This is a genomic window from Pseudoalteromonas sp. SMS1, assembly GCF_021530565.1.
Classification (GTDB): Bacteria; Pseudomonadota; Gammaproteobacteria; order Enterobacterales; family Alteromonadaceae; genus Pseudoalteromonas.
In genome coordinates, this window is sequence record NZ_JAKGBI010000015.1 from 132,788 (window position 1) to 152,418 (window position 19,631).

The following is a 19,631-nucleotide window of genomic DNA, read 5'->3' on the forward strand; positions in this document are numbered from 1 at the left end:
ATGGCCTTAAAGAAATTTTTAGAAGACATTGAACCTCACTTTGAACCAGGTGGAAAGCATGAGAAGTGGTATGCGCTTTATGAAGCTATCGCAACCGTTTTCTACACGCCTGGTTATGTAAACAAAGGCGGCACGCACGTGCGTGACAACATCGACCTAAAACGTATCATGATTTTGGTATGGATGGCGACGTTCCCGGCTATGTTCTTTGGTATGTTCAACATCGGTCACCAAGCAGCAATTGCAATTGGTAACGGTTTTGACATCGCAAACACTTGGCAGGCTGGTATTTTCCAAGCGCTAGGTGGCGAGCTGACAGCGACTTCCGGCTGGGCCGCAAAAATGTTTTATGGTGCGTGTTTCTTCCTGCCTATTTACGGAACAGTGTTTATCGTAGGTGGTTTTTGGGAAGTGCTGTTCGCATCAGTGCGTAAGCATGAAGTAAACGAAGGTTTCTTCGTAACTTCAGTTTTATTTGCATTGATCCTGCCTGCAACAATTCCATTATGGCAAGTTGCACTAGGTATCACATTTGGTGTTGTAGTTGCTAAAGAAGTATTCGGTGGTACTGGCCGTAACTTCCTTAACCCTGCACTAGCTGGTCGTGCGTTCCTTTTCTTCGCATACCCAGGTGATATCTCAGGTGACACAGTATGGACAGCAGTAGATTCATTCTCTGGTGCAACATACCTTGGTCAAGCTGCTATTGGTTCATTAGATTACAACAACATGCAGTTGTGGTGGGATGCTTTCTACGGCTTTATCCAAGGTTCAGTAGGTGAAACGTCGACGCTAGCACTTGCAATTGGTGGTTTGTTCTTGATGTATGTTCGGATCGCGTCATGGCGCATCGTACTGGGTACATTCCTAGGTATGGTTGTTATGTCAACGCTATTGAACATGATTGGTTCTGACACGAACGCGACATTTGCTATGCCTTGGCATTGGCACTTAGTACTTGGTGGTTTTGCATTTGGTATGTTCTTTATGGCGACTGACCCAGTTTCTGCGTCTTTCACAGATAAAGGTAAATGGGCATACGGTGCACTAATTGGTGTTATGGTTGTACTTATCCGTGTTGTTAACCCTGCATACCCAGAAGGTATGATGTTAGCAATTCTATTCGCTAACCTATTCGCACCACTATTCGACCACTTTGTAGTGCAGTCTAATGTGAAGAGGAGATTGGCACGTGTCTAGTAACAATGAAACTATCGGCAAAACGTTAGGCGTTGTTGTTGGTTTATGTTTAGTGTGTGCGATCGTCGTATCTTTTGCGGCAGTACAGTTACGCCCTCTACAGCAAGCTAACAAGATTGAAGACGTTCAACGTAACATTCTAGCTGCGGCTGGTTTTAAAGACGTTGAAAACGTTGCACAAAAGTACAGTGAAATTATTGACGCACGCGTTGTTGATATGAAGTCTGGTGAGTTTGTTGACACTGACCCTAACTCTTTTGATTTCACAATGACTAAGTTCGATGCTGAGCGTAGCTTTGCACTTCCTAAAGAAGATGATTTAGCGGGCGTACTACGTATGACGCACGAATCTCCAGTATACCTAGCTAAGAATAGTAATGGACAAGTTGAATCTGTGATTCTACCTGTGCAAGGTTACGGTCTTTGGGGCATCATGTACGGTTTTATCGCACTTGAGCTAGATACGAAAACGGTTAAAGCAATCAATTTCTATCAGCACGGTGAAACAGCTGGTCTTGGTGGTGAAATCCAGAACCCTAAGTGGACAGCTACTTGGGAAGGCAAGCAACTACCTATTGATATCGTAAAAGGCACTGCTGGTGACGATATTCATAAAGTTGACGGCCTATCTGGTGCGACATTAACGTCAAACGGTGTTGATAACACATTCAAGTTCTGGACAAGCGACAAAGCGTTTGGTCCATTCCTAGCGAAAGTACGTGAAGGGGCATTGAACTAATGGCTAATGCAAAAGAAATGAAGGAAGTCTTGTTTGGACCAGTCTTCGCAAACAACCCGATTGCTCTGCAAGTACTGGGTATTTGTTCTGCGCTAGCGGTTACTTCAAGCCTTAAAAATGCACTTATCATGTCACTGGCTTTGACTGTGGTAACTGCGTTCTCAAGTTTATTTATCTCGTTGATCCGTAACCACATTCCGTCAAGTGTACGTATCATCGTTCAGATGACAATTATCGCATCTTTGGTAATTGTTGTTGACCAAACACTTCAAGCATTCGTATATGCAACAGCCAAAGAACTAACGGTTTTCGTTGGTCTGATCATTACGAACTGTATCGTAATGGGCCGTGCAGAAGCATATGCAATGAAGTCGCCACCGCTTATGTCTTTCCTAGACGGCATTGGTAATGGCCTTGGTTACTCAGTGGTTCTACTTACAATCGGTTTTGTTCGTGAACTATTTGGTGCTGGTGCACTATTTGGTGTTGAAATCCTTCCGCTTGTCGCTGACGGTGGTTGGTACCAGCCAATGGGTCTATTAATTATGCCATTCAGTTCATTCTTCTTAGTTGGTTTCTTCATTTGGGTACTTCGTACTTATAAGAAAGACCAAGTAGAAGCGAAGGCATAAGGGGAGAAAGATGGAACATTATCTTAGCTTATTTGTAAAAGCGGTTTTCATTGAAAACTTAGCGCTATCTTTCTTCTTAGGTATGTGTACATTCCTTGCGGTATCTAAGAAAGTAACAACCTCGTTTGGTCTTGGTGTTGCTGTAATTTTTGTATTAGGTGTAGCTGTACCGGTAAACAACATTGTTTATCACGCGGTACTGGCACCGGGTGCACTTGAATGGCTTGGTTTCCCTGAGGCTGACTTAAGCTTCTTGAAATTCTTGACTTTCATTGGTGTCATCGCAGCACTTGTACAGATCCTAGAAATGACTTTGGACAAGTTTTTCCCTGCGCTATATAACGCGCTTGGTATTTTCTTGCCACTAATCACAGTAAACTGTGCGATTTTCGGTGCGGTAGCATTCATGGTTGAGCGTAACTATAACCTAGGCGAATCAGTTGTTTTCGGCATCGGTTCTGGTGTGGGTTGGGCGCTTGCAATCGTATTGCTAGCAGGTCTTCGTGAGAAAATGAAGTACGCTGATATCCCTGATGGTCTTCGTGGTTTAGGTATTACCTTTATCACGGTAGGTCTAATGGGCTTTGGCTTCTTGTCTTTCTCTGGTATTTCACTTTAATTAGCGAGGAAACTATACGATGGAAACTATTGTATTAGGTGTAAGTATGTTCATCGCTATCGTTGTGATCTTGGTGCTAGTCATCATCGCAGCGAAATCGAAGCTTGTACCAAGCGGTGACATCACAATCGGCATCAATGGCGATGCAGACAAAGCAATTACATCAGCACCAGGTGGTAAGCTATTAGGCTCACTAGCTGATGCCGGTATCTTCATTTCATCAGCATGTGGTGGTGGTGGTTCTTGTGGCCAGTGTCGCGTACATGTTCATTCGGGTGGCGGCGATATCCTTCCAACTGAGCTTGACCACATCACGAAAGGTGAAGCACGTGAAGGTTGTCGTTTAGCATGTCAGGTTGCAGTGAAAACTGACATGGAAATCGAAGTAGAAGATTCTATCTTCGGCGTTAAGAAGTGGGAATGTACAGTTATCTCTAACGATAACAAAGCGACATTCATCAAAGAGCTTAAGCTTGGTATCCCTGAAGGTGAGGTTGTACCTTTCCGTGCAGGTGGTTACATCCAGATTGAAGCGCCAGCTCACCACGTTAAATACGCTGACTTTGATATTCCTGACGAATATCGTGGCGATTGGGAGCGTTTTGGCTTCTTCAATCTTGAGTCTAAAGTTGACGACGAGACGATCCGTGCATACTCAATGGCTAACTACCCAGAAGAGTTCGGTATCATCATGTTGAACGTGCGTATTGCGACTCCGCCGCCAAATAACCTAAGCCTACCTTGTGGTAAGATGTCATCGTACATCTGGTCACTAAAAGAAGGTGATAAAGTCACTATCTCTGGTCCATTCGGTGAATTCTTCGCGAAAGAAACAGATGCGGAAATGGTATTCGTTGGTGGTGGTGCGGGTATGGCACCAATGCGTTCACACATCTTCGATCAGCTTAAGCGTCTTAACTCAGACCGTAAGATGTCTTTCTGGTACGGTGCGCGTTCTAAGCGTGAGATGTTCTACGTAGAAGACTTCGATGGCCTAGCTGCTGATAACGATAACTTTGAGTGGCACGTAGCACTTTCTGATCCTCAGCCAGAGGATAACTGGGAAGGCTATACAGGCTTCATCCACAACGTATTACTAGAAAACTATCTTAAGGACCACGAAGCGCCTGAAGATTGTGAGTTCTACATGTGTGGTCCACCGATGATGAACGCGGCTGTTATCAACATGCTGAAAGATCTAGGTGTTGAAGACGAAAACATCCTACTTGATGACTTCGGTGGTTAATTAGGAATTTAGATATGATGATAAATCGTATTTAATAAGACTAAACCCCTAGGGTATGCCCTAGGGGTTTTTTTATATGCTTTAAGGATTAAAAAGTACATGCAAAAGCTCAGCTACTTATTCTCTGTTATTTTTTTGATGTTTTTCTTGTCCGCGTGCGGACAACAGCAAACTCAACAAAAGCCGGTTGAAATAAACGGCAAGACCATGGGCACTACCTATAACATTAAGGTATTTCCTGGCCCCGTTAGCCTCGAAGCACAGCGTTTTAAACAAGAAGTGGATGAGGCACTTATTGCTGTAAATCAATCGATGTCTACGTATATTCCAGATTCAGAAATCAACCGTTTTAATCGCCTTGAAGCGAATACAGTGATGCCTATCAGTACGGACTTTAGAAAAGTAGCGGCGGAATCTATCCGATTAGGTCAATCAACACAAACTTTGGATGTGACCATGGGGCCGCTCATTGATCTATGGGGCTTTGGTCCCGATAAAAGACCGACGAAAAGACCTTCACAATCAGAAATTGAAGCCATGCAGACGAATATTGGTGTAGATAAATTAGCGCTTACAGATGAAGGGCTTGCGAAATCTCTGCCACACCTTGAATTATCCTTTTCAGCGACAGCAAAGGGTTATGGAATTGATAAAGTTGCAGAACTGATTGAGAAAAAAGGCTTATCTAATTATATGGTAGAAATTGGTGGTGAACTGCGTATTTCAGGTAATAAGCCTGATGGTTCTCCGTGGCGAATCGCTATTGAAAAACCGGATGCACCTGCAGGGCAACGTCAAATTCACCGTGTTGTGGCGCCAGGCAATAATGCCATTGCCACCTCCGGAGATTATCGTATTTTTTACGAAATGGACGGTGAAATATTCACGCATTTGATTGACCCAGTTACAGGCAAACCGGTTAAACATGACTTAGTGTCGGTTACTGTACTTCATCCGTCTGCAATGACAGCGGATGGGTTAGCGACTGCACTGACGGTAATGGGAACTGAACGTGCCAAGGTGTATGCAGAGCAGCATAATTTGCCTGTTTATCTCATTAGTAAAACGCCTGAAGGTCTCAAGACCTATTCTAGCCCAGCTTTCGAGCCCTACTTGAATTAAGGCTGCTGACTGAAAATATCATTGCTTTTTGTGTGGTAAATTCATTCAACTTTGGCGGGATTAGATATATAATATTGAGAATATACCGTCAGTTGCTTAGGAGTCGCCTAAGCTGGTTCGTTAATTGAGGGGCTTTGCCTATGTCACTTTTTCTTCTTTCTTTTGGATTACTTGTTTTAATTGCTGCGGCAATGGCTGTTGGTGTGATAGTACAGAAAAAATCAATGGCAAGTAGCTGTGGTGGATTGGGTTCCATGGGAATAGATAAGATATGTGACTGTGACGATCCCTGTGACAAGCGTAAAAAGCGCCTAGCAAAAGAACAGTCTTGGCGAGAAAACCAAATTTTATAATTTAGGTAAAATAAAAACGCAGGCTTGCCTGCGTTTTTTTGTGTGCGAAATTTAATGCTGCAAACAATTTATCTTATTCGTCATACGGAAACAGTCAAAAGTGGTCACCTCATTGGTGCAGCTGACGTGCCGCTTTGTGCTGAAAGTCAGGTCCGGTTACTCGGTCAATTTGCCAAATGTGATAACATTCGACACATTATTTCATCTCCGCGCCAAAGGTGTTGTCACGCAGCAAAGTACTTTAGCGAAACCCGTCAAATCCCTTATACTACAGAGGCAAAGATCCAAGAAATGGACTTTGGTGATTGGGATGGTCAGTCATATGATTGGCTATGGAACAATACCGCCAACCCAAGCATTGGTGACTTTTGGCAAGACCCTTGGACACATACGCCTCCCAATGGTGAATCTATGGTTCACTTCGAAAGTCGAGTTGCTTCCTGGTGGCGTGACTTATTGGCATCGCCGAGTGATGAGGATATCTTAGTGGTTACGCATGGTGGCGTGATCCGAAAGCTACTGGGATTAGTCCTCGCACTGCCCGATAAAAGCGTTTCCCACATGAATGGTTTTGATGTAAATTACGGCGCCATCGTGCGTTTGTCGGTTTTTTATGATGACGAAGGCCGTGCATGGCCCAAAGTTGTGTTTTAGCCATCTAGACTTCATAATACACATAATCATTTCAGTGAAGCTTGGGAATGGGGTGAAAATCCTCAGCTGTCCCCGCAACTGTATTCGGACTGCTTGCATGAAGTACCGAGAGCCAGATACCAAGGCTGAAATAAAAACTTAAGCGGGCGCACTTAAGTGACATCACAATATTGTATTGGTAACCACTGCCTATTTTGTGATCTATGCTGCCCGAAACAAGAGGATGTATGGTCGCGGCACAAGTTTCAATAAATAACCTCAGTTTGGTTATTCACAATAAACGTATTTTATCTGATATCAGTTTCTTCGTCTCACCTGGCCAATTTATTGGGCTGATCGGTCCCAATGGTGCTGGAAAGTCCTCGCTGCTACGATGTTTATACCGCTATCAAGCGCCAGTATCGGGCTCTATACAGATCGATGATATGGAGATTCGTCAATTTACTAGACAAACATATGCAAAAAAAGTCGCCGCGGTACTACAAGAGATCCCCAGCCAATTTAATCTCGCCGTATTTGATGTCGTTGCGATGGGGTTAACACCACATAAAAGCTTGTTTTCAAGCGTGTCTCTAAGAGACCGTCAAGCAATTCAAGAAGCGCTACAAAAAGTCGGGTTGACGCACAAACTACAGCAATCTTATGAATCTTTATCGGGTGGTGAAAAACAGCGTGTCATGATTGCAAGGGCCATCGTGCAACAGCCCAGTTTATTGTTAATGGATGAGCCAACAAGCCATTTGGATGTGAAATATCAAATCGAGATTATGGCTCTGGCTAAATCTCTGGGCATGACCGTGATTGCGTCTTTTCATGATTTGAATCTGGCATCGGCTTTATGTGATGCTATTTTAGTGTTGGATGAGGGTCAGTTGATCGCAAATGGTACGCCCCAAGATGTCATGACCAGCACCATGTTGTTCAACGTTTTCGGTGTACATGCTGAGGTGATCTTACAAGCTTCTGCTGAGGGTGTATTAACGCCACATATTCGTTACCAATACCAGCCCAGTGATGAAGACGTAAGTACCTCAACAATAAGGGGGCGAGCGTGCGAGTAGCTGCCAGTAGCATTTTACTTTTAGCCTGCTTTATTAGCTTCATAAGTGCTTTAAGTATTGGCGCCATTCATGTTGATTTCTATGATGTTTGGTTGGCGTTGTGGTCTTATGACGACGCTCAGCTAAACCAAAAAATTATCATTGAGTTGAGATTACCGCGCACGGCTTTGGCGTTTTTAGCGGGGGCAGGTCTGGCGACCGCAGGTTTGATATTACAAACTGTGACACGTAACCCGCTGGCTGACCCTTACCTTTTTGGCATATCATCTGGCGCGTCTTTCGGCGTCGTATTGCTGCTTACCCTTTTCGGCATTCAAAGTGGGCTGGCTATGTCCGGTGCAGCTTTATTAGGCAGTATATGCGCTATGAGTTTGTTATTGCTAATTGCATACCATAAAGGGACCGCGCAGATAGAAAATATGCTTTTAGCAGGAGTTGCGTTGTCATTTTTATTCAACGCATTTACAAGTTTACTGCTGTACTGGAGCGACCCCCAAGCGATTGCGGCGATTATTTTTTGGAGTTTAGGCAGTTTCAGTCGAGCTGATTGGGCGTGGATGTGGTTACCGTCCATCGTCGTTATTTTAGGTTTGTTAAGTGTCATTTCTTTTCGGCGCCACCTTAACGCGTTGCTGCTTGGAGATGAGAGTGCGGTAACGCTCGGGGTCAATGTGCATAGGCTGAGACTCGGTATGCTTTTGGTAAGTTCCTTGCTCACGGCTGTGTTGGTGGCAGCGTGCGGTGGGGTTGGGTTTGTGGGGCTAATGATCCCGCATATTGTGCGCTTTTTTATCTCCCAAGCCAGTGTACTGGGTATGTTAGTGACAGCATTAAGTGGTGGCTTGTTGATGTTGTGGGTTGACGTCCTTGCACGCAGTTTAATTGACAATCAAGAGCTGCCAATTGGTGTCATTACAGCTGCCATCGGGAGTGTATTTTTCCTGTCTTTGCTGATGTTTAAAAAACGTTCGACAAGCATTTAATAAGGTACTTTGATGATTGAACCTTTGGATTTAACACATAGTTCAAGTATACAGCATAGATTGGACTTTAAGACTAAACCGCTCGGTTCATTGGGTAAGCTTGAAACATTAGCGAAACAGCTTGTTTTAATTTTATCACAGGGGATGCCTGACACGACGTTCAAGGCTGCGAAATTCGTTATCAATAGCCCGACTATCTGTGTTTTTGCAGGTGATCATGGGGTCGCCAGAGAAGGGATCTCGATTGCACCAAGTGCAGTAACAGGCCAAATGGTGGCAAACTTTGCACAAGGCGGAGCGGCTATATGTGTACTGGCTCGGCAGCTGGGCTGGCATCTTAATATTGTCGACTGCGGGATACTGAGGGCACCTCACAATAGCGCCATAATTGACTGTCGACTGGGTGATTCAACGGCCGCATTTCATCAACAAGCAGCGATGACATATGAGCAGTTGGATAGAGGGCTTTCTAATGCTGCTGCACTTGTCCAAAGAGAGATAAAGCAAGGGTGTAATCTATTTGCTTTTGGCGAAATGGGCATCGGCAATACCACATCCGCGGCAGCTATTTTCTCCGCCTTATGTGGTGTTTCCCCCGAATCGGCAGTTGGCAAAGGAACGGGGGTAAGTGATGAGGTTGTGAAGAAAAAGCAACGGATAATTGCACAGGCGTTACATTTACACCAGATGTCAAATGATAACCCCCGACATATTTTGCAATGCGTTGGCGGGTTTGAAATCGTTCATATGGTTGGTGCAATGCTCGCTGTCGCGAGTGCAAAAAAAGTCATTGTCGTAGATGGTTTCATCGCGACCGCAGCCGCTATGTTGGCTGCTGCGATTGAACCGAATTGTAAAGACTACATGATATTTGCACATTGCTCGAATGAGCAAGGACATCAAAAGATGCTGGATTGGCTGGCTGTCGAGCCTTTATTGAATTTAGATATGCGACTGGGGGAAGGGAGTGGCGCTGCGCTGGCGCTTCCAATTATTCAGTGCGCGCTTGCCATTTATAATGATATGGCGAGTTTTGAAGAGGCGGACGTTACTCAGGTGATCACATAACATGTCTCAATTTGCCTTGTTCAAGCTCGCGGTCATTTTCCTAACTCGTGTGCCTGTGGCATTAAGCGGTAAGGTCAGCGATGAAGATATTAATCTATCTAGCCGTTACTTCGCTTTGGTCGGTCTTGGTATTGGCTTGTGTATGGCCTGTGCTTTGTGGTTACTGTCCCTATGTTTGCCAATGAGTGTTGCTATTCTCTTCACATTGGGTCTCGGGTTGCTCATTACGGGGGCATTCCATGAAGATGGCTTCGTCGATGTTTGGGATGGCTTTGGGGGCGGTTGGTGTAAGCAGCAAAAGCTCGATATCATGAAAGACAGCAGAATAGGCACCTATGGAGCGGTCGCACTCATCATTTTAATGCTGAGTAAATATCAATTGCTGTTGGAACTCAGTGAAGGGGTAGCCAAATTATTGTTTGCTGTTGTGATGGCGCAGACACTGAGCCGTATGACTGCAACGAGCCTCATTGGCAAGTTGCCCTATGTCCAATTGGACGCGCAAAGCAAAGTAAAGCCCGTAGCAAAAGTTTTGCAGCCAACCAGCAGGGCGATCTTGTACGCTTCAGGAGTCATTGTGTTGCTTGTTGGGGTGAGCTTGTTTGAATTCTCTGTTTGGCATTCATTGGCGCTGCTTGGGACGCTGTGGTTGACACGATGGGTATGTCAGCAATGGTTTTCCCGCCAGTTAGGAGGTTACACGGGGGATTGTCTCGGTGCTGCACAACAAATTTGCGAAATAGTGGTTTATGTATTTTGTGTTGTGAGCTTGCAATGACAGGACGAATAGAGCTCATTATCGGTGGTGCGCGATCTGGAAAAAGCGCGTTAGCAGAACGTCGGGCTGAGCACTGGCTAGGTGAAGGCACTGCCAAAGAGTTGATTTATATTGCCACTGCGCAAGGTAAAGATGATGAAATGGCGGCGCGCATTGCACACCATAAAGTGACTCGCTCAAATGATTGGCAAGTCATTGAAATGCCATGGAGGATTGCTGAAATAATTGCGCAGCTTGCACTACATCAGTGTGCACTCATAGAGTGCCTTACATTGTGGTTAACTTATGGCTTATGTGAAGTCAGTGAAGCGGAATTCTATCACAACAAGCGTGAGGTACTTGATGCGCTATCAGTCACACAAGGTAACGTCATCTTGGTCAGCAATGAAGTTGGACATGGCATTGTACCGATGGGCGAGCTGAGTCGTCGTTTTGTTGATGAATCCGGTCGATTAAATCAGGATATCGCCGCTATTGCGAATCGTGTTGATTTTGTTATGGCGGGCATACCACTTAATTTAAAAAGCGAAATAAAATGAAAACATTGATGGTGCAAGGCACCACCTCTGATGCAGGTAAAAGCACACTGGTGGCTGGTTTATGTCGCGTTGCTGCACGAAAGGGGATCCGGGTTGCACCATTTAAACCGCAGAATATGGCGCTTAATAGTGCGGTGACCCCTTGCGGTGGAGAAATAGGTCGGGCTCAAGCGCTTCAAGCTATGGCCGCAAAAGTTTCATTGAGTGTCGATTTCAATCCAATTTTATTAAAGCCAAATAGTGACACGGGTGCACAAGTTATTGTACATGGCAAGGCGCTCACTAATATGGAAGCTGGCAAATACCATGATTATAAAGCAGTGGCGATGGGTGCCGTGATTGAATCTCATGGGCGCCTAGCACAGCATTTTGAGTACTGTTTGGTGGAAGGGGCTGGCAGTCCTGCAGAAATAAATTTGCGTGCGAATGATATCGCAAATATGGGTTTTGCTTGTCAAGTTGCTTGCCCTGTAATCATTATTGCTGATATTGACAAGGGAGGGGTTTTCGCACATTTGGTTGGGACTTTGGCGCTGTTAAGTGAAGAAGAGCAGGATTTAGTTCAAGGCTTTGTGATTAACCGGTTTCGAGGCGACATCAGTTTGTTACAGTCTGGTTTGGAGTGGCTTGAAGAGTATACGGGGAAACCTGTGCTGGGAGTTTTGCCTTACCTTCATGATTTAGCGTTGGATGCAGAAGATGCCATCACCATTGCGAACCGCACCGAAGATGCAAGTTTAAGTGTCGCGGTACTATTATTACCGCACATCAGCAATCATACTGATTTTGACAGCCTTAGGCTTAATCCAAAGGTAGACTTAAAATACGTTCGCCACGGAGAAAAAATAGGCAATGTTGATCTGATTATTGTGCCCGGTAGTAAGAATGTCATACATGACCTGACCTTCTTGGTCGCACAAGGGTGGGATAAAGACATAACTCGGCATCTTAGATACCAAGGGAAGATGCTGGGTATTTGCGGTGGCTTACAAATGCTAGGGAAAGACATTATTGATCCCTTACATATTGAATCTTCGACTGGCCATATTGCCGGGTTGAGTTTAGCTGAATTTAGTACTGAGCTCAGTGACACAAAGCAGCTTACTAATGTTTCGGGCGAATGCTTATTGAATGAAGAGCGCGTCGTCATCAATGGGTATGAAATACATTGTGGCGTGACAACGGGGCCTGCGTTGGAGCGGCCTTTCCTCGAGTTTATCGGTCACCCTTCGGGCACTGTACATGATGGGTTTATTTCAGACGATAATTTAATTGCAGGAACATACTTACACGGTTTATTTGATAACCCAACTACGTGTTCAGCGATTTTAAAGTGGGCCAGTAATGGCAAGTTTGACCATGACGGGTTTGATTTAGAAGCTCACAGAGAAGCACAACTGGAAAAACTCGCAGATGTGTGTGAGCAACATCTGGATATAGACAAAATTTTTGCACTTGACGTTTAGAGGAGTGAAGCATGACTGAAAAAAATCAAGAAAAGCACAAGGCGAGGCAGCAGAAAGTTAAAGAGAATGTTGACCAAAAAGTGGCGCAGGCTAATATCGAACAAGGTATTTTACAAGTCATCACGGGCAATGGAAAAGGGAAGTCCACGTCAGGTTTTGGCACCGTTGCACGTTGTGTTGGTCATGGTATGCAGGCGGCAGTTGTCCAATTTATCAAAGGAAATTGGGAATGCGGTGAGCGAAATTTACTTGAAAAAGCTGGCGTCCCTTTTGCTGTCATGAAAACAGGGTTTACATGGGAAACACAAAACAGGGAAACAGATACTCAAGCTGCACAGGCAACTTGGCTGCAAGCGAAAGAATGGCTGAAGGACGACAGCATTGACCTGATTCTACTCGATGAACTGACATATATGGTGAGCTACGACTATCTCGAATTAGATGACGTGATAGAAACCCTCTCAAATAGACCAAAAATGCAGTCAGTTATTATAACAGGTAGAGGTGCACATCGCAGGCTAACCGAGCTTGCGGACACCGTCAGTGAGGTAAAAAATATCAAGCATGCATTTGATGCAGGGGTCAAAGCGCAGAAAGGGTTTGATTTTTAATGTTATCCAAGCTTTTCATGGTGTGGATATTATTATTCGCCAGTACAATCGTGCAGGCGACACAAAATAACACACCGCAGCGTATTATTGCGTTAGCCCCTCATATTGTCGAAAACCTCTATGCCATCGGTGCTGGTGAGCGTATTGTTGGGACGGTAGAGTATGCCGATTATCCAGCAGCCGCGAAACAGATACCACGTGTAGGGGGTTATCACGGCCTTCAATTCGAAAAAGTACTGGCGCTGCGCCCTGATTTGGTCATCGTGTGGAAAAATGGGAGTAAAGAAACGGACATTGAAAAGCTAACAACCCTTGGGATCCCCGTCGCGTACAGTGAGTCCAAAGATATTACGCAAGTACCACACGAGTTGCTTAAATTGGGTGAGTTGACAGGCCTTGAATCGCGAGCAAAAGCACTGGCTGATGAGTTTATGAAAGATTACAATAAACTCACTGAACGCTATCAAAATCAGCCTCAGCTAGATGTATTTTATCAATTATGGCCTTCGCCATTAATGACAATTAATGGCAAAACATGGATCCATCAGACCCTGACAACATGTGGGGTCAGAAATGTATTCGCCGATGCCGCCACTGAGTATCCACAAATTAGCCTAGAAAACGTAATAGCTAAACATCCGCAAGTAATAATCATTCCGAATGAACGGGCAACCAAGCAACCGGAAAAAGTTGATTGGCAGCTATGGACAGAAATCCCCGCAGTGAAGCACCAAAAGTATATTGAAGTGGACGCCGATCTTTTACACCGATTTAGCACTAGAATGCTAACAGGGGTCAGTGACATGTGTGATAAACTGCATGCCGTTAGAACTTATTATGGAAATCGACAATGACAACATGGCGAGATTTATTAGGCGCTGAAAAACAACAGGCTTACTTTCAAGATACGATGAGCTACGTTGCCCAGCGCCGTGCGCAAGGTATTACGGTTTACCCACCAGAAGAAAAAGTATTTGAAGCGTTTAAAGCCACAGAGTTGGCACAAGTCAAAGTCGTGATCTTGGGTCAAGACCCATACCATGGTCCAGACCAAGCACATGGCTTATGTTTTTCAGTTCTACCTGGTGTGAAACCCCCTCCATCTTTAGCCAATATGTATAAGGAGTTAGCTCAAGATATCCCTGAGTTTGAAATACCGAATCATGGCTATCTTTTGCCTTGGGCAGAGCAAGGAGTATTGCTGTTAAATACGGTATTAACCGTTGAACAAGGTCAAGCGCATTCGCATAAGCATTTGGGTTGGGAGCACTTTACTGATGTGGTGATCGATAAGATCAATACGCATTGTGAAGGTGTCATCTTTTTACTTTGGGGCTCACATGCGCAGAAAAAAGGTAAAGCAATAGACGCATCCCGCCATCATGTATTGAAGGCGCCACATCCCTCTCCGCTATCGGCACATCGTGGATTCTTCGGCTGTAAGCATTTTTCTCAAGCCAACGCGTTACTGCAATCAATGGGTAAAAACCCAATTAATTGGCAGATTTAAACGGAAGATTACTGATATGCGTATCAAACAACATATCAGTAACGGATTGCAGATAAACAAAAAGGCTCTATCAAGAGCCTTTTTGTTATATAAAATCGAGTTCGTCTAGGTCGACACTGTCTGCAAATATATCCAGTTCTTCTAGTTCCTTACGAAGGCGTTGTCTGTCTTTTAGCGCTTCAATTTCACGCCATTTTCTTTTTTTCCCCTTCGAAGAGGCTCTTTTCTTTGGTTCAGGACTTTCTACTACTTCAATCATATCGTCTAGGCTATCCATGAATATCTCCTATTGATGTACTAACCTCAAAACATGTGCTTTAGCATTACCCCAACTTGCATGAAAAACACACTTCGAGTAATGCTGGTATATCACAGACAGTAGAAAAATAAAACACTAATATGTATTTAAAGTGAAAACAAAGTGACACTTTGATGACATAGCGATTGGTTTGGTAGATTGTATGATGTAACTTACTGAGATGAATTTAGCGCATTAAAGTCGCTTAAAAAAATGAAATTACAGATATACTATATTGATTTATAAGTGTTTCTGTAAAAGGAAAGTGCAGATATGCGCGATGTTTAGTTCACGGGAATGGGATCTAAAAAGTCAGAGGGGAGTCTTAAAATGGGTTTTGTAAATGAGTATGAAAATTTAGCTTCGGTTTTCGTCAAAACATAAACATAACACAGAGCCGAAGCTGAAATCGCTGCGGCTCTGTGTGGGTCAAAGTCTGCTAAAGTGACTTTACTTCTGACTCTAAAATTTCCTGAGCATGGGCGAAAGCACGGATACCTTCCGCGAGTTTTTCTGTTGCCATGGCATCTTGGTTGTGTAACCAGCGGAATTCACTTTCCGTAAGTGGTGCTGGTTTTGGCGCAACTTCGTAGCTGTTTTCTAATAAATACTCATCGTTAGCTGGCAAATCTCCAAGCTCTTCAAGTAGTGCTGGGCTAATTGTGAGTTTGTCACAGCCTGTTAAGGCAACGATCTCGCCAGTGTTACGGAAGCTTGCGCCCATAACCACGGTTTTGTAACCGTGCTGTTTATAGAAGTCAAAAATCGTGCGAACAGATTGTACACCAGGATCATCTAGCGGATCTGTTGGTTTATCAACACCGTTGGCAACGTGCCAGTCTAGGATACGGCCCACAAATGGCGAGATTAAAAATACATTCGCATCAGCACAAGCGCGTGCTTGTGCTTGGCTGAATAGCAGTGTTAAATTACACTTAACGCCCTGCTTTTCCAGCTCTTCAGCAGCCTTGATACCTTCCCATGTAGAAGCAATCTTAATTAAAATTTTGTCTTTACTTACACCTTGTTCAGCGTAAAGTGCCAGGAGTTGTTGTGCTTTGGCAATGGTTGCTTGTGTATCGAAAGATAAACGTGCATCAACTTCCGTTGAAATGTAACCTGGTACAATATTAGCAATTTCTTTACCGATTAGTACCGCAAAATAATCACATGCCAACTCAACTTGCTTTTGTTCGTCCTGTTCCTGTGATTTCGCGTAATCTAAAGCCTGTTTTAGAAAAGGCTGATAGGCAGGCGTTTGAGCTGCTTTTAATAATAATGACGGGTTAGTCGTCGCGTCTTCCGGTTGATGTTTGCGGATCGCTTCGATGTCGCCAGTGTCGGCAACAATCGATGAATGCTGTTTTAGCCTATCTAATGCTGAAGTCATGCTGTCCTCATTCCTAATTTTGCAGCTATAAATAAATTACACACCTTATGTTGCAATACCGTGATCAGCTTTTATAGGTCAAATGTCCGCTTTGTCGTCAGACAATCGGATCAGTCCTAGCCAAATTTGGTTGTTGTTATACTAAGGCGAGTCATGTTTTCCACAGATATGATGTTGTTGTTACCTTGCGGCTTATCTGAACACGAGCGGTAGAAGATTTTACGCTTGCGATTCACTGTGGATAGTGTTGAAATTGACATTAATAAATATCTAAGTCAATAGGCTATCAATGATCACGGTTATTTCACCAGCAAAAAATCTCGATTACGACTCAAGTGCACCAACAGAGCGTCATACCCTTCCAGAGTTATTGACGCATTCCGAGGCATTAATTTCAGTCTGTAGAGACCTAAGTCCTCAGGAAATTGGCAGTTTGATGAAAATCAGCGACAAATTGGCTGGATTAAATGCCGCGCGATTTGCTGAGTGGTCTCAGCCTTTTACTTCAGACAATGCGAAGCAAGCAGTGTTTGCATTTAATGGAGACGTTTACGCAGGGTTAGACGCTGCAACTTTATCTGATGAAGCCATTGACTACGCGCAGCAGCATTTACGTATTTTGTCGGGTCTATATGGCGTGCTAAAACCTCTGGACTTAATGCAAGCATACCGGCTAGAAATGGGCACTAAGTTAGCGAATGCGAGAGGTAAAAACTTGTATGAATTTTGGGGCAGTGTGATTGCTGAAAAGCTCAATGAAACACTGGCGGATGTCGGCGCCACATCGCTTGTTAATTTAGCATCTAACGAATACTTTAAAGCGGTTGATAAAAAAGCATTGAAAGGTGAAATTATTACACCTGTATTCAAAGACTGTAAAAATGGGCAGTATAAAGTAATCAGTTTTTACGCGAAAAAAGCCAGAGGTATGATGGCGCGTTACATTGCAGAAAATAAAGTACAGGACTTGGCATCACTCAAAGCGTTTGATGTCGCTGGCTACTACTTTAGTGAAGAGGCAACGCAAAAAGCCAATGAGCCTGTCTTCTTGCGCGAAGAGCAGTCGTGAAAATTTGCTACATAGCAGTACTCACTTTGCTTTCAGGATGTAGCCATTTTTCCTTCGGCACGCTAAATGGCGAGGTATCTTGTCAGCAAACCCAACAAAACTGTACGGGTATGTGCCGTGAGGACCACCCCGCTGGCGATCCTCTTATCCGGCAGTGCTTAATGCGCTGCCAAGATGAATTGACAATGTGTACAGTCAAGCCAAATTCCAAATCTTACTAAATAAGCACTACCGCGCTAATTTGCCGTCTCTCAAGGACAGATGAATTGAATAAAAATGTATTTTTGTTGTCCTGTTGTCAGGGCTTAATGACCACCGGCAATATCCTGCTGGTGACTATCAGTGCACTGGTAGGACAGATGCTCAGTCCCACGACTACACTGACCACTTTACCTATTGCCATGCAAATGCTTGGCTTATTGCTCACGACGGTACCTGCATCACTAGTGATGGCAAAAACCGGTCGTAAATTGGGCTTTAGTCTCGGGAACGTAATTGGCACGTTAGGTGCTGTAATTGGTTTTTTTGCACTGTCACACAGCCATTTTTATCTGTTTTGTGTGGCGACTTTTATGATTGGTGTGGGCATTGGTTTTGCAACGCTTTACCGTTTTGCCGCTATCGAGGCAAGTGATAAGCCCGCACAAGCTATTTCGATGATTATGGCAAGTGGTGTGATTGCCGCTGTACTGGGACCAAATTTAGCGGTTTGGGTCAATCATCATTTTCCGGCGATAAACTTTGCGAACTCATTTTTGGCACTGACATGCGCCTACATGATTGCGTTGTGCTTGTTACAGTTGGTGACGTTTAACGAAGTATCGTCGAAGCACAGTGAGACCGCCCCTCGAGCGATAAAGCAGATCATTTCACAGCCGCAGTTTATTGTTGCCGCATTGATTGGCATGATTAGTTATTCAGTAATGAACCTATTAATGACCGCGACGCCACTGGCAATGCATCGCCATGGCTTTGATCTAGCCGAATCTGCACTCGTTATCGAGTGGCATGTACTGGGCATGTTTTTACCTTCGTTTATCACTGGTAAATTGGTCGAGCGCTATAGTGCGGTGAATATAACCATAGTCGGCTGCTTATTTATGTTAGCGTGTGTGGTGACCAATTTGCTGGGGGTTGGTCATTGGTATTTCATGATAGCGCTATTTTTGTTGGGCGTTGGGTGGAACTTTATGTTCATTAGTGCGACGGCTTTAGTGAGCCAGACGTATGAACCACATGAGCGAGCGAAAACGCAGGCTGCGAATGAGTTTTTTGTATTTAGTACCGTGGTTGTCTCGTCGCTTTTTGCCGGTTGGCTGGAAAGTGAGATAGGTTGGCAGAGACTGAATGTATGGTCTGTGCCAATCGTTTGTATCGCGCTTGGCGCCGCTGTATGGTTTAAGTACAGCTCACCCCCTGAGCCAAGTGTAAGTAGGCCTTAACGATTTCGTCTCTGAAGTGCAGATCTTGGTCTTTCTGTTCGCGACGATAGGTTTGACAGCACGTTATTGGATCCGCGCTGGTGTGTGTCAATAGAGGATGATTGACACTGCCATAAGTGTGAAGCCAGCGCCGTTTAACGTGGTTAGGTGAGGGAGGGAGTGAACTTAAGATACGCTCGCTGAGTATGAATTGAGATGTTCGTGCCAGCGATATCATGTCATCGTTAGCCGCCGCTAGCCAGCAGGCGCCTTTTTCGTTGATACACAGCAAGGGTAAAAACGGCGCTAGCGCAGGGTAAATATCATTTCTATAGATGGTCACTTGCCAGTACTCTGTTGCAATGCGACAAAATTGCTCAAAACTCGTAATGGTATGAAAGCCACTACTGGCTAGTTTCACGATTTCGACTCGAGGCTTATTCGGATTGACGGTATCGTTCGCAGCATCAATATACCACTCTCCCCAAAGCAAAGCATTTTGAAAGTATTCATCTCTGAGGGATCCCCATACGGGCTTGAGCACATGGTTGCTATTGGTGCTCAGCTTTAATGGCGTGAGGGGAGGCGCCAGTGTTTTTTCAGACAGTTGCTGTTGCAGTACTTGATATATCGCATTTCTGATTTCTTTACAGCGGCCGAGTGGGTATGGTTTATCCGCAAACACTGGGTATTCGACGGCGAGTTTTGCATCAATGTGTAATCGTAGTTCGGCGAGGTATACTTCTAACTGTTGCCGTTGTGTTTCGTCCACGTATGCACCTAGGCTGCGATTCGATATATCAATAGCATAGAGGTTATGAACAACCAAGTGAAGTGTGATTTAGAGGCGTACTAAAAATAGCCCCGCGAGC

General features: G+C 44.4%; 22 protein-coding genes and 1 riboswitch. Of the genes, 19 read left to right on the plus strand and 3 right to left on the minus strand.

Annotation, left to right across the window (positions count from 1 at the left end):
- The 17 genes from L1286_RS16445 (at nt 1) to ung (ending at nt 14,581) form a co-directional block, all read left to right on the plus strand.
- Nucleotides 1–1,200 carry an NADH:ubiquinone reductase (Na(+)-transporting) subunit B gene (locus tag L1286_RS16445; protein ID WP_063359356.1) on the plus strand — a complete coding sequence of 400 codons (1,200 nt, stop codon included), beginning with the start codon at nt 1–3 and terminating at the stop codon, nt 1,198–1,200.
- The gene (locus L1286_RS16450) at nt 1,193–1,939 is read left to right on the plus strand and encodes a Na(+)-translocating NADH-quinone reductase subunit C (RefSeq protein ID WP_235408130.1); all 747 of its coding nucleotides are present in this window, start codon (nt 1,193–1,195) and stop codon (nt 1,937–1,939) included. Before L1286_RS16445 ends, L1286_RS16450 begins: the two co-directional genes overlap by 8 nt.
- Nucleotides 1,939–2,571 (plus strand): NADH:ubiquinone reductase (Na(+)-transporting) subunit D, encoded by a 633-nt coding sequence (locus tag L1286_RS16455; RefSeq protein WP_235408131.1) that lies wholly within the window; start codon nt 1,939–1,941, stop codon nt 2,569–2,571. The genes L1286_RS16450 and L1286_RS16455 overlap by 1 nt, the downstream gene beginning before the upstream one ends.
- A 10-nt stretch (nt 2,572–2,581) precedes the next feature.
- Nucleotides 2,582–3,190 (plus strand): NADH:ubiquinone reductase (Na(+)-transporting) subunit E, encoded by a 609-nt coding sequence (nqrE, locus tag L1286_RS16460; protein ID WP_063359353.1) that lies wholly within the window; start codon nt 2,582–2,584, stop codon nt 3,188–3,190.
- Between the two features lie 19 nt (nt 3,191–3,209).
- Nucleotides 3,210–4,436: an NADH:ubiquinone reductase (Na(+)-transporting) subunit F gene (gene nqrF, locus L1286_RS16465; RefSeq protein WP_063359352.1), complete on the plus strand. Its 1,227-nt coding sequence runs from the start codon at nt 3,210–3,212 to the stop codon at nt 4,434–4,436.
- Between the two features lie 99 nt (nt 4,437–4,535).
- Nucleotides 4,536–5,558 carry an FAD:protein FMN transferase gene (locus L1286_RS16470; protein WP_235408132.1) on the plus strand — a complete coding sequence of 341 codons (1,023 nt, stop codon included), beginning with the start codon at nt 4,536–4,538 and terminating at the stop codon, nt 5,556–5,558.
- 140 nt (nt 5,559–5,698) lie between these two features.
- Nucleotides 5,699–5,911 carry a (Na+)-NQR maturation NqrM gene (gene nqrM, locus L1286_RS16475; RefSeq protein WP_235408133.1) on the plus strand — a complete coding sequence of 71 codons (213 nt, stop codon included), beginning with the start codon at nt 5,699–5,701 and terminating at the stop codon, nt 5,909–5,911.
- 54 nt (nt 5,912–5,965) lie between these two features.
- On the plus strand, nt 5,966–6,565 hold the full coding sequence (gene cobC / locus L1286_RS16480) for an alpha-ribazole phosphatase family protein (RefSeq protein ID WP_235408134.1): 600 nt from the start codon (nt 5,966–5,968) through the stop codon (nt 6,563–6,565).
- A gap of 15 nt (nt 6,566–6,580) precedes the next feature.
- Nucleotides 6,581–6,709: riboswitch (cobalamin riboswitch) on the plus strand.
- Between the two features lie 83 nt (nt 6,710–6,792).
- A complete protein-coding gene (locus tag L1286_RS16485) occupies nt 6,793–7,626 on the plus strand; it encodes an ABC transporter ATP-binding protein (RefSeq protein WP_235408135.1) in 834 nt (277 codons plus the stop codon).
- Nucleotides 7,617–8,609, plus strand: a complete 993-nt coding sequence (locus L1286_RS16490) for a FecCD family ABC transporter permease (RefSeq protein ID WP_235408136.1) — start codon at nt 7,617–7,619, stop codon at nt 8,607–8,609. The genes L1286_RS16485 and L1286_RS16490 overlap by 10 nt, the downstream gene beginning before the upstream one ends.
- 12 nt (nt 8,610–8,621) lie before the next feature.
- Entirely contained in the window at nt 8,622–9,677 is a 1,056-nt protein-coding gene (gene cobT, locus L1286_RS16495; protein ID WP_235408137.1) for a nicotinate-nucleotide--dimethylbenzimidazole phosphoribosyltransferase, read from the plus strand.
- Between the two features lies 1 nt (nt 9,678).
- Nucleotides 9,679–10,455: an adenosylcobinamide-GDP ribazoletransferase gene (locus L1286_RS16500; protein ID WP_235408138.1), complete on the plus strand. Its 777-nt coding sequence runs from the start codon at nt 9,679–9,681 to the stop codon at nt 10,453–10,455.
- Nucleotides 10,452–10,994 carry a bifunctional adenosylcobinamide kinase/adenosylcobinamide-phosphate guanylyltransferase gene (gene cobU / locus L1286_RS16505; RefSeq protein WP_235408139.1) on the plus strand — a complete coding sequence of 181 codons (543 nt, stop codon included), beginning with the start codon at nt 10,452–10,454 and terminating at the stop codon, nt 10,992–10,994. The genes L1286_RS16500 and cobU overlap by 4 nt, the downstream gene beginning before the upstream one ends.
- Entirely contained in the window at nt 10,991–12,460 is a 1,470-nt protein-coding gene (locus tag L1286_RS16510) for a cobyric acid synthase (protein ID WP_235408140.1), read from the plus strand. Before cobU ends, L1286_RS16510 begins: the two co-directional genes overlap by 4 nt.
- Nucleotides 12,461–12,471: 11 nt before the next feature.
- A complete protein-coding gene (gene cobO, locus L1286_RS16515) occupies nt 12,472–13,071 on the plus strand; it encodes a cob(I)yrinic acid a,c-diamide adenosyltransferase (RefSeq protein WP_235408141.1) in 600 nt (199 codons plus the stop codon).
- The gene (locus L1286_RS16520; protein WP_235408142.1) at nt 13,071–13,925 is read left to right on the plus strand and encodes a cobalamin-binding protein; all 855 of its coding nucleotides are present in this window, start codon (nt 13,071–13,073) and stop codon (nt 13,923–13,925) included. The genes cobO and L1286_RS16520 overlap by 1 nt, the downstream gene beginning before the upstream one ends.
- Nucleotides 13,922–14,581 (plus strand): uracil-DNA glycosylase, encoded by a 660-nt coding sequence (gene ung, locus L1286_RS16525; RefSeq protein ID WP_235408143.1) that lies wholly within the window; start codon nt 13,922–13,924, stop codon nt 14,579–14,581. The genes L1286_RS16520 and ung overlap by 4 nt, the downstream gene beginning before the upstream one ends.
- A gap of 85 nt (nt 14,582–14,666) precedes the next feature.
- On the opposite strand, the gene L1286_RS16530 is transcribed toward ung, so the two are convergent.
- Entirely contained in the window at nt 14,667–14,858 is a 192-nt protein-coding gene (locus L1286_RS16530) for a DUF3545 family protein (RefSeq protein ID WP_039611677.1), read from the minus strand.
- A 460-nt stretch (nt 14,859–15,318) separates the two neighbouring features.
- Complete coding sequence (gene tal, locus L1286_RS16535) at nt 15,319–16,269, minus strand: transaldolase (RefSeq protein WP_235408144.1); 951 nt, start codon at nt 16,267–16,269, stop codon at nt 15,319–15,321.
- 289 nt (nt 16,270–16,558) lie between these two features.
- Between tal and yaaA the strand changes: the two genes are divergently transcribed.
- Together yaaA and L1286_RS16545 are read left to right on the plus strand one after the other, a co-directional pair.
- Nucleotides 16,559–17,338, plus strand: a complete 780-nt coding sequence (gene yaaA, locus L1286_RS16540) for a peroxide stress protein YaaA (RefSeq protein ID WP_235408145.1) — start codon at nt 16,559–16,561, stop codon at nt 17,336–17,338.
- Nucleotides 17,339–17,604: 266 nt separating this feature from the next.
- Nucleotides 17,605–18,780: an MFS transporter gene (locus L1286_RS16545; RefSeq protein WP_235408146.1), complete on the plus strand. Its 1,176-nt coding sequence runs from the start codon at nt 17,605–17,607 to the stop codon at nt 18,778–18,780.
- On the opposite strand, the gene L1286_RS16550 is transcribed toward L1286_RS16545, so the two are convergent.
- A complete protein-coding gene (locus tag L1286_RS16550; protein ID WP_235408147.1) occupies nt 18,737–19,531 on the minus strand; it encodes a hypothetical protein in 795 nt (264 codons plus the stop codon). The genes L1286_RS16545 and L1286_RS16550 overlap by 44 nt on opposite strands.
- Between the last annotated feature and the right edge of the window lie 100 nt (nt 19,532–19,631).

Coding starts and splice junctions, on each gene's coding strand:
- L1286_RS16445 (WP_063359356.1), top strand. CDS start 1: ATGGCCTTAAAGAAATTTTTAGAAGACATTGAACCTCACTTTGAACCA.
- L1286_RS16455 (WP_235408131.1), top strand. CDS start 1,939: ATGGCTAATGCAAAAGAAATGAAGGAAGTCTTGTTTGGACCAGTCTTC.
- nqrE (WP_063359353.1), top strand. CDS start 2,582: ATGGAACATTATCTTAGCTTATTTGTAAAAGCGGTTTTCATTGAAAAC.
- nqrF (WP_063359352.1), top strand. CDS start 3,210: ATGGAAACTATTGTATTAGGTGTAAGTATGTTCATCGCTATCGTTGTG.
- L1286_RS16470 (WP_235408132.1), top strand. CDS start 4,536: ATGCAAAAGCTCAGCTACTTATTCTCTGTTATTTTTTTGATGTTTTTC.
- nqrM (WP_235408133.1), top strand. CDS start 5,699: ATGTCACTTTTTCTTCTTTCTTTTGGATTACTTGTTTTAATTGCTGCG.
- cobC (WP_235408134.1), top strand. CDS start 5,966: ATGCTGCAAACAATTTATCTTATTCGTCATACGGAAACAGTCAAAAGT.
- L1286_RS16485 (WP_235408135.1), top strand. CDS start 6,793: ATGGTCGCGGCACAAGTTTCAATAAATAACCTCAGTTTGGTTATTCAC.
- cobT (WP_235408137.1), top strand. CDS start 8,622: ATGATTGAACCTTTGGATTTAACACATAGTTCAAGTATACAGCATAGA.
- L1286_RS16500 (WP_235408138.1), top strand. CDS start 9,679: ATGTCTCAATTTGCCTTGTTCAAGCTCGCGGTCATTTTCCTAACTCGT.
- cobU (WP_235408139.1), top strand. CDS start 10,452: ATGACAGGACGAATAGAGCTCATTATCGGTGGTGCGCGATCTGGAAAA.
- L1286_RS16510 (WP_235408140.1), top strand. CDS start 10,991: ATGAAAACATTGATGGTGCAAGGCACCACCTCTGATGCAGGTAAAAGC.
- cobO (WP_235408141.1), top strand. CDS start 12,472: ATGACTGAAAAAAATCAAGAAAAGCACAAGGCGAGGCAGCAGAAAGTT.
- L1286_RS16520 (WP_235408142.1), top strand. CDS start 13,071: ATGTTATCCAAGCTTTTCATGGTGTGGATATTATTATTCGCCAGTACA.
- ung (WP_235408143.1), top strand. CDS start 13,922: ATGACAACATGGCGAGATTTATTAGGCGCTGAAAAACAACAGGCTTAC.
- L1286_RS16530 (WP_039611677.1), bottom strand. CDS start 14,858: ATGGATAGCCTAGACGATATGATTGAAGTAGTAGAAAGTCCTGAACCA.
- tal (WP_235408144.1), bottom strand. CDS start 16,269: ATGACTTCAGCATTAGATAGGCTAAAACAGCATTCATCGATTGTTGCC.
- yaaA (WP_235408145.1), top strand. CDS start 16,559: ATGATCACGGTTATTTCACCAGCAAAAAATCTCGATTACGACTCAAGT.